We start from the raw sequence: 14681 nt of genomic DNA on the forward strand, positions 1-14681 counted from the left end.
GAGTTAATTAATTAAAAATAGCTATTTTGTGTGGTTTTTATCAAAGTTATATATAGATTTTATTAAACTTGTAACAGTGTCAGAGGTAGATGTAACTTCGTTTGAAACATTTAAACTAACTACTGCGAATGCATATCTCGGCTTATCATATGGAAAATACCCTGCAAACCATTTGTTTTGTTCAACAATTTTACCATCTACTACTTTTGTTTCTGCTGTACCACTTTTCCCTGCTAAAGTGTAAGGCAAACTAGTATATCGATTTCCTGTTCCTTTTGCATCCGTAACTACACCTCGAAGTAACTCTCTTAATTGTTGCATTGAATCTGGAGCTAGATAATCATCAGCTAATGTCTGTTCTGGGAATTTAAACATTTCTGTACCATTTTTATATAATACAGAATCTACTACTTTTACTTGTTTTGGGCTACCACCTCGTGCAATAGTAGCCATCATATTAGCTACAGCTAAAGGGGATACTTTTACATCCTGTTGCCCAATGGAAGTATTTAAGAGCTTATCACTTAAATAGTTTCCTACAAAATAAGTTGGTTTCCCTTCATTTTGTAATTGACTAAAATTAGACTCATGATAGACAGATCCTGTCCATCCTACTGGACCATCTAATCCTAACTTTTTAGCATATGTTTGAAACATATCTTTATTTTTTAAAGTTAATTGCTTACCTAATTGGCCAAATGTGTAATTACAACTTTCATAGAAACTTTGTTGAAAATTTAAATTTCCTTTTCGCTTTTTCTCTTCATCTTCGTATTTACCGACTAGATTATTATTACAATTATACATTTGATTTTCTTTCACAATTCCTTGATCTATTGCGGCAGCCGCTACAACTGTTTTAAAGACTGAACCAGGTGTACTAGCTAATAGTGCATAATTAGTCGCTGTATTATCATTCGAGGAAAATAAATTTTGGAAATTCATTTTTGGTCGGCTAACCATTGCTAATAAATTGTTAGTCTTTACGTCAATTAGCACAGCAGCACCTTTTTGAAGTTTAGCTTGGTCAACAGCTTGTTCTAATATTTGTTGTAAATCTTTATCTAATGTAGTTGATAGGGAAACTGGATAAAATGGATTACTAGGTTTCGCATATTTTACTTCATTTCCAAACATCGGTTTACCTAAATTGTCTACGTGAAGCATTAAATTAGATGTTCCATCAGATTTTAAGAAATCTTCAAACTGAGCTTCTAAACCAATTACTCCAAATTCTTTAGGCTTATAATCTCGATCACTTTCATACTGTTTTTCATATTGTTCTTTATTTTCTCTAGCTATTCCAATTAGGTGTTCTGCCAATTGTTTATCGTCTTTGTCTTGAGACAACATGGAAATTAATCCAGAAACATGTAAATTATTTATTTCATCAATTTTTTCCGATGTTAATGTTTTTGTCATTCCTTCTAATGTAAAAGGCTCTTTTTTACCATTAAACTGATTTTTAATATTTGCAACCGGTACTCCTGTAATCGACGATAATTTTTCAATCGGCCAATCGATTGTTTTTAAAAATGGAAATAAAATAACTTTTGGAGTGTAAGCTGCACTTAATAATTTTCCATTTCGGTCAAGTATTTTTCCACGTCCATTATCAATCCGAAACTGAAATGTTCTTTGAGCAACACTTCGTTCAATTAAATTTACCTTTTGTGGGCCAAAATTCTTTTGATGAAGTACACTAATATCTAAACATCTGTATGCGATTAAAAAAAATAGTAACGAAAATATAATTAATATGGCTTTTATCCGTCTATGCATATAAAAAACACCTCATCTACAGTGTAGACGGGGTGTTCTTTTTTCAAACAATTAAATTGTTGAACAAATCAAATTATTTAACAGCAGTAATTCTTACTTGCATATCTCCACCTGGAGTATTAACTGTTACTTCTTCACCAACAGTTTTGCCTAATAAGCTTTTTGCGATTGGAGAATCATTTGAAATTTTACCTTCAAATGGGTCAGCCTCAGCACTACCTACAATTGTGTAAGTTTCTTCGTCACCAGCTGGTAATTCTAAGAAAGTTACAGATTTACCTAAAGTTACTGTATCTGATACATCATTATTTTCAGTAATAATTTCAGCATTACGAATCATATTTTCTAAAGTTGTAATACGACCTTCAACAAATGCTTGCTCATCTTTTGCAGCATCGTATTCAGAGTTCTCTGAAAGGTCACCAAAGCTACGAGCAATTTTAATACGCTCTACTACTTCAGCACGCTTTACTGTTTTTAAATTTTCTAATTCTTGTTCTAATTTTTGTTTCCCAGCTAAAGTCATAGGGAATTTTTTTTCGTTAGCCATTTTGTACACTCCTTTTAGTATCCACCGTTTCTTTTATGTAGAACTTCTAAATATCTGTTTATACAATGTAGTTGTACAAACAGTGTATGAGAATAATTAATGAAACATTCAACTTATGAAAACGCATTCTTTTATATAGAAAGATGAAGAAGTGAGTGCTTCTCCATCTTTCCAAAATTATTTTTAGGAATTATTCTCTCATATGAACGTATTATAATACACTTACTCTTTCAAGTATAGTCTGAATTTTTGTAGCCATTAAATCAATAGCCACAAAGTTCTGACCACCTTCTGGTATGATAATATCTGCGAATTTCTTAGATGGTTCACAGAATTGATTATGCATAGGGCGTACAACATTTACATATTGATCTACTACAGAATCAACTGTTCTTCCACGTTCTTTTATATCTCGTTGTATTCTACGAAGGATTCGTAAGTCAGCATCCGTATCTACAAATATCTTTATATCCATTAAGTCACGTAAACGCTCGTCTTCTAATACTAGAATACCTTCTAAAATAATAACTTCTTTTGGCTCTACAGGGATTGTTTCTGAAGATCTTGTATGAATTGTATAGTCATATACAGGTTTTTCAATTGCTTTGTATTGCAATAAATCTTTTATATGCTCAATAAACAAATCATTATCAAATGCTAATGGATGGTCATAATTTGTTTTCAATCTTTCTTCCATTGGTAAATGCGTTTGATCTCTATAATAAGAATCTTGCTGAATCATTAAAATTGAATGACCTTTAAATTGATCATAAATTGCTTTTGTTACAGAAGTTTTACCAGAGCCAGTCCCTCCAGCAATTCCAATTACAATGGGCTTATTCCCCATACTTCAATCCCTCTTTCTTATCAAACTAACTTTTTTCTCATCATGTTGTAAGGATAAACTTTTTGATCCACTTTAATTTTTACAATTTCTAATGGATGTCTTGCAGCGTCTACTTCTGTTTCATCTTCATTAACAATTACACCAACTGTTTGTTTGAAGTTTTCAATTTCAGGCCCAAAGAATTCAATTTGGTCACCTGGTTTGAAGTAGTTACGTTGTTGGATTGTTGCGATACCAGTTTCATCATCATAGTCTAATACAAGACCTGCAAAATCATACGTTGTTTTTTTGCTATGATTTCCATACATTTGCTCTTTCATTCCTGGGAATCCTTCAAAGAATGAAGAAGCAGTGTCACGATTAGCACATTTATCTAGTTCTTCAACCCATTCTTCTTTAAATTCAAAGTTATCTGGGTCAGCACAATATGCATCAATTAATTTACGATAAACAGATACAACTGTTGCTACGTAATGAATTGATTTCATACGTCCTTCAATTTTTAAACTATCTACACCCATTTCAATAAATTTAGGAATTGAACGTAATAAATTTAAATCTTTCGGGCTCATTGCAAATGGTGCATCTTCTTCAGCAAATAAAGCATTTTCTGTTGCATCTGGATTTTGTGACTCAGTTTGAACTAAATCGTAATCCCAACGACATGATTGACAGCATCCACCACGGTTCGAATCACGTGCAGTCATATGATTACTCAGTGTACAACGGCCAGAATAAGCAATACACATTGCTCCATGAATAAACGTTTCAATTTCAACATCTACTTTTTCTTTTATTTCTTTTATTTCTTCATAGCTTGTCTCACGTGCTAATACTAATCGATGTAATCCTTCTTCTTTCCAGTACTGTGCAGCACGATAATTTGATAAAGATTGTTGTGTACTTAAATGTACCTCTAATTTAGGTGCAGCTTCTTTACATGTTTCAATAATATATGGGTCAGCTACAATAATACCCGTAACTCCTGCAGCTTCAATGCCTTGTAAATACTCAACTAATCCGTCCATGTTTTCGTTATGAGCAAATATATTTGTTGTTACATAAATTTTCGCATTAAATTTGTTTGCAAATTGTACTCCTTCAGCCATTTCTTCTATAGAGAAGTTATCTGCATTCGAACGTAAACCAAACTCTCTACCACCAATAAATACAGCATCTGCGCCATATCTTACTGCAATTTTTAATTTTTCTAAATTACCAGCCGGTGCTAATAGCTCAGGTTTCTTCACGATTACACGTTTGCCATCAACTATTTTATCTAATTGTCCAATTGCCATTATTAGTCCTCCTCTTTAATACAGGTAAGATACAAGGTTCTAGTTCTAGAATTCCCTGTCTTTCCTGCTTTTCCATCATATATCCTTACCTCTATTAATAAACTGTTTCTTTAAAGAAGAATCCTGTGTCCAGTGGTCTGTTTACAGGTTGGATTGCTTCGATTTTGTCGAAAAGTTCGTCTTTGATTTCTTCGTAAGCTTCACGGTCTTCTACACATAGGTCTATAGCTTGTCTGTATAGTTTTGTTACTTCAACGATATACTCTGAAGATTTTAAGACACCGTCAATTTTGAATGAATCAATACCTGCATCAACTAATTCTTCTAACTCGTTAACAATACAAATATCATTTGGACTCATAATATGAGTTCCATTTTGGTCTTCAAAAATTGGATATTTATTATTACGCTCGTGGTCAACTAAGAACATATTATCTTCATATTTCTTTTGCTCAAGGATTTCTAAATTCTTTCCTTGGTATTCAAAATAGTTACCAACAAGTGAACGTTTTGATTGGAACATAGCAGTCATGCCATGTACTTGTACTTCGATTTCTACTTTAGCATTTTCTTTAATTTCAGCGACAGCTTCAAAGCTTAATTCTCTAGCTAATACCGCACGTTTTGATCCACGTTTCCCCCAGTAATTACAAGTAAACCAGTTTGTAGCCGTTGTTTCTGTATTCCAGTGTAATTGCATATTAGGTGCAATCGCACGTACTGACATAAGAACTGCAGGATCTCCGAATACAATTGCATCCACATTTGCATCTCTTAAAAAAGAAATATAATCTTCAATTTCATCAAGAATCTCATTGTGGTAAACGCCATTCATCGCTACATATACTTTTACATTTTTTTTATGTGCAATTTCTACTGCTTCTTTTACAGCTTCACGATTAAATTCGCCCGCTAAGCGTAATCCAAAACGTTGTTCACCAATAATAACTGCGTCTGCACCAGCATCAGCTAATTTATCTATATCATTTAGATTAGTTGGCGTAACTAATAATTCAGGCTTAATCATTATTAACTCCCCTTTTCTTACTAATAGCAACTCCATCACCAATTGGTATAATTGTCGAATCATACTCAGGGTGATTCATTAGCCATTCATTGTAATTTTGAATCTTTTTTATTAAAGCTTTCTTTCGTCGATCATCAACTAAATCCGCACTTTCAGCAACTTGGCCTTTAAATAAAACATTATCTGAAATGATAACACCTCTGTCCGATAACAAAGGCTCATACAATTCAAAAAATCGTTTATACTGAGCTTTAGCTGCGTCGATAAAAATAACATCAAATTGTCTGTTCTCAGGCAACTTTTCTTTTAAAAGTAAAGCATCACCTTCTAAAAGGAGAATTCGATTACTGTATTCACTTCGCTCAATAAACTCTTTTGCTTTTCGAATTCTCTCTGCATTTCGCTCCATTGTAACAATCTTCACATTTGGAAACTCTTTTGCCATTCGAATACTTGAATAACCTATCGCACTACCAATTTCAAGAATGGAAGTTGGCTGTATTAAATAAAGTAAACCAAGCATAAATTCCATGCCTGCTTTATCCATTATCGGCACATGATGCTCAAATGCATATGTTTCCATTTCTTCTATAAAAGGTTCTCTATGTTTATAAAAATTCGCCAAGTATTGACGAACTAAAACGTCATTCATTGCTTATAAAGCCTCCAATAGAAATACAACCTTGTCTTAAAACAAGGTGTAAGTAAAATTTCTGTGTATCTGAATTTTTTTAGACCCGTAATATTCTAACATAAAAAAAAGACCCTTGGCTAGTACCAAGAATTGTTGCAACGCTTTCACTATTTTTTAATTTACAAAATTCCTCAGTAGACTATTTATACTACTGAGGAATTTAATATTTGGACTTTAAGTAATTATAAATTGTCAGCAAGTAGATTACTCGACGTGGTTGCCAATTTTAGGATAAAGTATAAGTATAACAACGCCTCTGTCATCGCCTAAAAGGCTTGTTACTCGAAGAGTTTTCTATATTATACAAGTATTTCCAACTTTTTATTTTATATGCTTTTCTTTTTCAGTATTGTGCTCTGCTAACGATTTTGTAAAGATCACTTTACCTGTTTTATCCGCAAGGAAATATAAATAATCTGATTTGGCAGGATCAAGTGCAGCTACTATACTTTCAACGCCAGCACTTGCGATTGGTCCTACTGGTAACCCTTTAACGTAATAAGTATTATAAGGAGATTTAACTTCTAAATCTTTATATAATACACGTTCTTTATGTTTACCCAGTGCATACAAAACTGTTGGATCCGTTTGCAATGGCATTCCTATTTTAAGTCGATTATAAAATACACTTGAAATTAACTTTCGATCGGTTGTACCAGTTGCTTCTTCCTCAATTAACGAGGCCATTGTTAATGTCTGATGAGGCGTAAGTTTTTTGTTACTCATTTCTGCTTTATATTGATCTAAAATTTTCACTGTTTCATTTAGCATAGGTGTGATAATTTCCTCTAAGCTCGGAGTAAAATCCCCATACATATATGTTGAAGGATATAAGTACCCTTCTAACGGATAGCGAATTCCAGGTTTAAAAACATCATTCGTTATTAATTGAGGAAACTTTTTTTGTAGCCCTTGAATAAATGCTTTATCATTCAACTGTTTTAGTACAGCTGCTTGATCTAATTTAAATCCTTTTGCAATAATCGCTGCGATTTCGTTTATTTGAGAACCTTCAGGAATCATTAAATCCTTAACTGCAACTTGATATTTACCACCTACCTGTAAGTGGTTTACAATCGTTGCAACCCCTTGGTTTTCGCTAAAATGATAATTCCCTGATTTTAGACTAGCGTTGTTATGCAACTTCACATATAGTTTAAAAATTGATGTATTTTTTATTAAGTTTTTCTTTTTAAAAATTGCTGCAATATTATCAACAGAGCTTCCTTCAGGAATTGTTACCAATTTAATTTGTTTATTTGCTGAATTAACAGGTTTTAACATATATTTATAAGTTGCAAAACCCGCTCCAACTACGACAATACAAGCAATAATAAAATATGTAAAAATAAGCATACCTCTGCTTTTTTTATTTGTATTCTTGTATCCATTTTTATCAAAATCATTAAATGACAAACTTATCTACCTCCTTTTCCACGTTATAGTATACTACAAATATGTGCTAAATCGGCAATTTTCTACATAAAAAAAATGCTAAACACTTTTATAAGCGCTTAGCATTTTTAAATCCAGAGATATTATTCTCCTTCTTCTTCGTCAAAGAAAGTGTTTAATACTTCTTCAACCATTTCCCACTCTTCGTCAGATTCGATTGGATATAACTCTCCATCTTCACCATCTTCTGCAGGAATGAAGCTAGATGCATGATAGATTGGGTCTCCATCTTCATCAAACTCTTGTCCAACTGGACTATAAATTACGTATGATTTACCATAATCATCTGATTCAAAAGTCATGATAATATTACAAAGAATCTCATTACCTTCCTCATCGATGATAGTAATTTGTCTGTCTTCACCGTGTTCCATTTATATCACCTCAATTATTTTAATCCTTTTATGTATAAGTGAATAGTTGGAGGGGCCGACCAATAAGTTATCATGCAAATACTCTTGTTGTCGGCCAATCTCCATTCTTCTTTATCACTTTATACTATCTAAGTAGTTTTGTAAAATAACTACTGCTGCCATTTTATCAATTACTTGCTTTCTTTTCTTACGACTTACGTCAGCAGAGATTAGAAAACGTTCGGCAGCCATTGTTGAAAGTCTTTCATCCCATAGTATAACCGGAAGATTGAATTCTTCTTCAATCATTTTTCCAAAACGAGTACAAGCTTCACCGCGTTCTCCAATACTTCCGTTCATATTTTTAGGTAAGCCTACAACTATTTTTTCGATTTCGTAGCTGTCGATAATTTCTTTTAGTCGGTCTAGTCCAAATTTCTGACGTTCTTCATCAATTTTGACTGTCTCAATACCTTGAGCTGTCCAACCAAGAGCATCACTTACAGCTACACCAATTGTTTTAGTACCTACATCTAGCCCAAGTGCTCTCATTAATTATTCTCCACGATGTTGTTGTAAGTAAGATTTTACTAATTCCTCAATGATTTCATCACGTTCTAATTTTTTCATCATACTTCTTGCGTCATTGTGACGAGGAATGTATGCAGGATCACCTGATAATAAGTATCCTACTATTTGATTGATTGGATTATAGCCTTTTTCTTGTAACGCGTCATGAACCTTTAACAAAACTTCATTAACTCGTATATCTTGACCTTCATCTTGCAAACTAAACTTCATCGTTTTATCAAATGAATCCATACAAAGCACCCCACTTATCCGTATATTTTTAGCTAATTACATTGTACCATTTTTATTACGCAGTTACGAATCAGCTAAAAATTTTTATATCTGTTATTGTACACGATTTTTGTATTATTTTGAAATCGTGTTCATCCATTTTTCAACAAAAGCAACAGCCTCGTCTAATTTCGAAGGATCTTTCCCGCCAGCTTGAGCCATATCAGGACGGCCTCCGCCTCCTCCGCCACAAATTGAAGCAGCTTCTTTTATTAGATTTCCTGCATGATATCCCTGGCCTACTAAATCTTTTGTAACACCAGCAATTAAGTTTACTTTACCTTCATTAGCAGAACCAAGTAATACAACAACAGAACCAATTTTATTTTTAAGGTCATCAACCATTGTGCGAAGACTATTCATATCTGCTCCATTTACTTTAGCAGCAACGAATTTTACTCCATTTACTTCTTTCACGTTATTACTAATATTTCCTGCTTCAATATTGCTTAATTTTGAAGAAAGTGACTCATTCTCTTTTTGTACTTGTTTTAAATCTGATTGTAAAGTTTCAATACGAGCAACAACGTCTTTCGTATTTGATTTTAATAGGCTAGCTGCCTCTTTTAGTTGACCAATTTGTTCTTGCATATATTCGTAAGCTGATTTGCCAGTTACTGCTTCAATACGGCGCGTACCAGCTCCAATTCCTGACTCAGAAATTATTTTAAAAGTACCGATTGATGCTGTGTTATCAACATGACATCCGCCACATAGTTCAAGACTATAATCCCCAACTTGTACTACTCGTACTACATCACCATATTTTTCACCGAATAATGCCATTGCTCCCATTGCTTTTGCTTCAGCAATTGCTTTTTCAGAAATTTGAACTTGAATGCTTTCCCAAATTTTTTCATTCACAATTTTTTCAATTATTTCAAGTTCTTCAGACGTTACTTGACCGAAATGTGAGAAGTCAAAACGTAAGCGTTCTTGGTTTACTAATGAACCAGCTTGATTTACATGAGTTCCAAGTACATCCTTTAATGCTTGGTGTAATAAGTGAGTAGCTGTGTGGTTCTTTACAATACTTGAACGGTTAGCTTTATTAATTGTTGATTCAACTTTAGCACCAACTGATAACGCACCTTCAACAACTTTCACTCGATGTAAATTTTGTCCGTTTGGAGCTTTTTGAACATCAAGCACTTCTACTTTTAAACCAGGAGCAGTTAACGTTCCACGGTCTGCAATTTGACCTCCACTTTCAGCGTAGAAAGGAGTTACATCAAGAATTAAATGAGCTTCTTCGCCATTTGCTACATCTTCAACTTTTTCTCCGTCTTGTACTAGAGCAAGAACTGTAGATTCAACCGAACCTTCGCTATAACCTACAAAAGTTGAAGTTTCCTTGATTTCACGGAGTGCTTCACTTTGTACCTGCATTGAGTCAACATCTTGTCTTGCAGAACGAGCACGCTCACGTTGTTTTTCCATTTCAACTTCGAAACCGTCATGATCTACTGTTAATCCTTCTTCTTCTGCATATTCTTCCGTTAATTCTATCGGGAATCCATATGTGTCATAAAGACGGAAAACATCTTCACCTTTAATTACAGTACTACCTTTAGCTTTTGCATCCTTCATTACATTTGTAAGAAGTGATAATCCTTCATGTAATGTTTCATGGAAACGCTCTTCCTCATTTTTAATTACTTTTTGAATGAACGGTACTTTTTCTTTTACATTTGGATAGTAGCTTTCCATGATTTCTGCAACAACTGGAACAAGTTCAAACATAAATGGACGTTCAATACCTAATTTTTTAGCAAAACGAACAGCACGACGGATTAATCGACGTAAGACATATCCGCGACCTTCATTTGAAGGAAGAGCGCCATCTGCAACAGCAAAAGATACTGTACGTATATGGTCAGCAATTACTTTAAAAGCAGTATCTTGATCTAATTGTCCATTTCGATATTTTTGACCAGAAATTGTTTCAACAACATTGATAATTGGCATAAATAAATCAGTGTCAAAGTTTGTGTCTACTTCTTGTAGTACACTTGCCATACGTTCTAAGCCCATACCAGTATCAATGTTTTTGTTTGGTAATTCAGGGTATTCTTTGCGGTCTAAACCATCTTTTGAATTAAATTGAGAGAATACAATATTCCAAATTTCTAAATATCGATCATTTTCTAAATCCTCTTTTAATAATTTAATTCCAATGTTTTCTGGATCGTATTTTGTACCACGATCATAGAAAATCTCTGTACAAGGTCCACATGGTCCTTCACCAATTTCCCAGAAGTTACCCTCTAACAGGATGATATGCTCAGGATCTAATCCTAATTTAATCCATAAATCATACGTTTCTTTATCTTCAGGATAAACAGTAACGTATAATTTTTCTTTTTCAAAGCCAAACCATTCAGATGAAGTTAAAAGCTCCCAACCCCATGTTACAGCTTCTTCACGGAAATAATCTCCGATTGAGAAATTACCTAGCATTTCAAAAAATGTATGGTGACGAGCTGTTTTCCCAACATTCTCAATATCATTTGTTCGAATTGATTTTTGAGAATTTGTTATCCTTGGATTCTCTGGAATTACTCGACCATCAAAATATTTTTTTAATGTCGCTACACCACTATTAATCCATAATAACGTTGGATCTTCTACTGGTACTAAAGATGCACTTGGCTCAATAGAGTGACCTTTTTCTTTAAAGAAGTCTAAGTACATTTGGCGAATTTGAGCTGCAGTTAGCTTTTTCATTATATTAACCTCCATTTAGTAAATTTATAATGTTATAAAAACAAAAAAATCCCGTCCCTAAAACAGGGACGAGATGTACTCGCGATACCACCCTGATTATGAATAGAAAGCTAGTTGCTTAGGCAAAATGCCTCGAAGTCTATTCATCACCTCAAGAGACCGTAACGTGGTCTGACGCGTCAGTGATTAGCTGCATTCAGGAGTAGCTTTTCTGTCACCCTTCATTAAAGTTTCTCTCAGCCTAGGAAACTTCTCTCTTTTGCATAAGCTTAAATGGTTTAGTGACATACTTGTTCCTTCAAAATTTTGCAAATATAAATTGTATGAAAAAATAGTATCATTGTCAAAAATGAAAGTCAAGTTGAGAGACGTTCTTTTCTATTACTGTAATAGCGAATAACAGAAATAATGACAACTAATAATGGAACCGCAATTAACAAACCAATAAAACCAGCTATTTCACCTGCAACTAATAAAGAAAACATAATAATAACTGGATGAGTATGAATTGATTTTCCAATAATGAGCGGTGAAAGGACGTTACCTTCAATCAATTGTAAAATAATTAAAGTAATACCTACTCTAATTAATAAACTTGTCCCTTCCGAAGCGGCTAGAAACAAGGTTGGTACAGCTCCAATAACCGGTCCGAAATACGGAATGATATCTGTTATTCCTATGACCACTCCTAATACTAGAGCATATTTCATTCGAACAATCCATAGAAATATTGTTGCTAATCCAAACAGTAAAAAACAAACTAATATTTGACCACGAATATATTTACCAAATGTATTATTAAGTTCTTTTGCTAAACCTTTTGCTTCATATCGCCATTTGTAAGGGATAATTTTCCAAAACATATTCGATAAAACCTTATAGTCTTTTAAAAAATAAAAAACGATAAACGGAATGATAAAGAGTGAAATAATATTATTTACTAATTGCTTCATCCATTCACCAGATTTATTCAATAATGATAAACCCGATTTTTCAGCACCATTAATCATTAAATCAATACGATTATGAAGAAAAATTGGCATCCTCGAAGTCTTTCGTTCGATTTTTGATAAAAAATTATCATATAATGCCATTACTTTAGGAAAAGCTCTTAAAATATCTTGCCACTGTTGTTTAAAAATAGGGAGTAATAAATAGAGCCCTAGTACACACCCTCCAAAAAATAATAAATAGATCAATAAAATCGCAAATACTCGTTTTATCCCTTTTCTATGAATGTATTCAATTGCTGGATGTAACAAATAGGAAATTATTAATCCAATCAAAAATGGAACCATCGATTTTGCAACACCAATTACAATATGTAAATAAACCGGTTTTAAATAATAAAAAACGATTCCAACTAATCCAATTAGCAACAATAAACATAATCGATATATCCACTTTAACTTTAAACCGTCCATAAAAAAACCTCCATACTGATAATAGTATGGAGAATTTCAATTAAATTATGTGAGTCGTTATAAATTTTGCGAAGTCTTCTCTCTTCACGACATTCAAAACACATTTAGTTTTTGCCTCTTTTTCAACGATTGTTAGTTCTTTTGGAAATTCATTCTCTACACCAATTGTCATATAAGCCAATTTCTCTTGTGCACGCCTTGATCTAATATTTGACTCTTTTGCTCCAGCAAAAACATAGTCCATTTTCAACTCGTTAAAAGCAATTTTTAAAATTTCAATTTTTGAAGCTTCATTATAACCTTGTCCCCAAAATGGAACCCCTATCCAAGTGCCGATATGACAAATTCCATCTCCTCGGTCAATGTGCTTTAAACTTGTTATACCGACAACCACATCTTGCTCATTCAAAATTATCCGATTTATTACCTTACCTTCTAATTCCTGCTGAACAATATAGCTAATAAATCCAATTGTATCATCAATATGATCTACTTTTATTCCTAAAACATCTTTCACACCTGGATCTGATGATAATTTAAAAACCTGCTCTGCATACTTTAAATCATTCTTAACAAGCTTAACTCCCACTCCCATATTTACCATCTCTTTTCCATGTTTTTATAAATGTTAAATGAAGATGTTCATTTTCTCAATGAAAAAATTTTAAATATATTTGGAATATAGGATTAGGATTGGATGAAATACATTGAAAAAAACAAAGCACATGTCGTTAATATGGTTGAGCAGTTTTATTTATCAACAAACTCTTGTAATTGTTTATTCTTGAGAAGTTAAAAATAATTAAGAGTTAATTTTAGAAAAACAAGTCCAAATGATTATTATTATAAGTTGATGCTCGATCTTAATTGAACTATAACTAATTAACAAGGTGATAAGCTACTCTAGTAAAGGATATTAAATTAGGTTTTTAGTTTAACTTTTTTTGATGAATAAGTTGATTGTAACTAAAGGGGTGCTTGATTCCTATGGGATTAGCGGGAAGGCTGAGACCCCGCAGGCTTGCCGTAGGTAGAAAAATAATATGTCCTCCCCACTTTAACTATAAAAATCAAGGTTATTTTGGGAATTGATTTTTCGAAAAAAGTAAAGTTTGTTCAAAATTTACTTTTTCAGTGGCCTCAAGCGAGCACCCAGTAGTGGAAATCAACATCACTCGACTCCTTTTACGAAAATTTGGTTATCACTCTTTTTTCGATAGTAAAAAAGCACATGCCTCTAAAGACATGTGCTTAAAAAAATTAAAGCATTTTTTTCAATGACTTTCTCATACGTTTCATGTTCTTTGAAGAAAGCCATTTGTTATCGTACATTAACTTCATCGCAAGTGCACCTGCACCTAAACCTAAACCTAATAAAGAGCTTTTTCTAGCCATCAATTACCCACTCCTACATACTAAGTTTTCGATCCTCTTCGTCAAATAAATCATCTAACGAACTTAACGTACCATCTTCTTCAACTTGGTGGGTATAAATTATGCCTTTATTAATAGTTAGTTCAATATAACATCCCCAACAATAATATTGATTTACACCTATTTTCCCTAAGTCTTTACTATGACAATTTGGACAAATCACAACGCTCGCTCCCTTAGCCTAAAAAAGGCAATGTTTCTAAGCATTGTGACCAAATTTTCATAAAAA

The 14681-nt window shown here is 33.1% G+C and carries 15 protein-coding genes; all 15 read right to left on the reverse strand.

What is annotated here, in order from left to right:
* Nucleotides 1–21: 21 nt before the first annotated feature.
* Nucleotides 22–1782, reverse strand: a complete 1761-nt coding sequence (locus tag ABEY15_RS10790) for a peptidoglycan D,D-transpeptidase FtsI family protein (protein ID WP_429890093.1) — start codon at nt 1780–1782, stop codon at nt 22–24.
* Between the two features lie 73 nt (nt 1783–1855).
* A complete protein-coding gene (gene greA, locus ABEY15_RS10795) occupies nt 1856–2332 on the reverse strand; it encodes a transcription elongation factor GreA (RefSeq protein WP_429890094.1) in 477 nt (158 codons plus the stop codon).
* A gap of 211 nt (nt 2333–2543) precedes the next feature.
* Nucleotides 2544–3179, reverse strand: coding sequence for a uridine kinase (udk, locus tag ABEY15_RS10800; protein ID WP_056472723.1), 636 nt, complete (start codon nt 3177–3179; stop codon nt 2544–2546).
* A gap of 20 nt (nt 3180–3199) precedes the next feature.
* Nucleotides 3200–4477: a peptidase U32 family protein gene (locus ABEY15_RS10805; protein WP_429890095.1), complete on the reverse strand. Its 1278-nt coding sequence runs from the start codon at nt 4475–4477 to the stop codon at nt 3200–3202.
* A 94-nt stretch (nt 4478–4571) separates the two neighbouring features.
* On the reverse strand, nt 4572–5504 hold the full coding sequence (locus ABEY15_RS10810; RefSeq protein ID WP_429890096.1) for a peptidase U32 family protein: 933 nt from the start codon (nt 5502–5504) through the stop codon (nt 4572–4574).
* On the reverse strand, nt 5497–6156 hold the full coding sequence (locus ABEY15_RS10815; RefSeq protein ID WP_429890097.1) for an O-methyltransferase: 660 nt from the start codon (nt 6154–6156) through the stop codon (nt 5497–5499). Before ABEY15_RS10815 ends, ABEY15_RS10810 begins: the two co-directional genes overlap by 8 nt.
* Nucleotides 6157–6519: 363 nt before the next feature.
* Complete coding sequence (gene mltG, locus ABEY15_RS10820) at nt 6520–7554, reverse strand: endolytic transglycosylase MltG (protein WP_429890218.1); 1035 nt, start codon at nt 7552–7554, stop codon at nt 6520–6522.
* Between the two features lie 182 nt (nt 7555–7736).
* The gene (locus ABEY15_RS10825) at nt 7737–8027 is read right to left on the reverse strand and encodes a DUF1292 domain-containing protein (RefSeq protein WP_056472710.1); all 291 of its coding nucleotides are present in this window, start codon (nt 8025–8027) and stop codon (nt 7737–7739) included.
* 114 nt (nt 8028–8141) lie between these two features.
* Nucleotides 8142–8558 carry a Holliday junction resolvase RuvX gene (ruvX, locus tag ABEY15_RS10830; protein WP_069035132.1) on the reverse strand — a complete coding sequence of 139 codons (417 nt, stop codon included), beginning with the start codon at nt 8556–8558 and terminating at the stop codon, nt 8142–8144.
* 3 nt (nt 8559–8561) lie between these two features.
* Nucleotides 8562–8828, reverse strand: coding sequence for an IreB family regulatory phosphoprotein (locus ABEY15_RS10835; protein ID WP_056472706.1), 267 nt, complete (start codon nt 8826–8828; stop codon nt 8562–8564).
* A 114-nt stretch (nt 8829–8942) separates the two neighbouring features.
* Complete coding sequence (gene alaS, locus ABEY15_RS10840; RefSeq protein WP_429890098.1) at nt 8943–11594, reverse strand: alanine--tRNA ligase; 2652 nt, start codon at nt 11592–11594, stop codon at nt 8943–8945.
* A gap of 356 nt (nt 11595–11950) precedes the next feature.
* Nucleotides 11951–13018 carry an AI-2E family transporter gene (locus tag ABEY15_RS10845; RefSeq protein WP_429890100.1) on the reverse strand — a complete coding sequence of 356 codons (1068 nt, stop codon included), beginning with the start codon at nt 13016–13018 and terminating at the stop codon, nt 11951–11953.
* Nucleotides 13019–13058: 40 nt separating this feature from the next.
* On the reverse strand, nt 13059–13613 hold the full coding sequence (locus ABEY15_RS10850) for a GNAT family N-acetyltransferase (RefSeq protein WP_429890102.1): 555 nt from the start codon (nt 13611–13613) through the stop codon (nt 13059–13061).
* Nucleotides 13614–14278: 665 nt separating this feature from the next.
* Complete coding sequence (locus ABEY15_RS10855; protein ID WP_429890103.1) at nt 14279–14413, reverse strand: DUF3918 family protein; 135 nt, start codon at nt 14411–14413, stop codon at nt 14279–14281.
* 13 nt (nt 14414–14426) lie between these two features.
* Nucleotides 14427–14615, reverse strand: a complete 189-nt coding sequence (locus ABEY15_RS10860; protein WP_069035137.1) for a hypothetical protein — start codon at nt 14613–14615, stop codon at nt 14427–14429.
* Between the last annotated feature and the right edge of the window lie 66 nt (nt 14616–14681).

Origin of the sequence: Gottfriedia acidiceleris, from assembly GCF_050457485.1 — a bacterium.
GTDB classification, from domain to species: domain Bacteria; phylum Bacillota; class Bacilli; order Bacillales; family Bacillaceae_G; genus Gottfriedia; species Gottfriedia acidiceleris_D.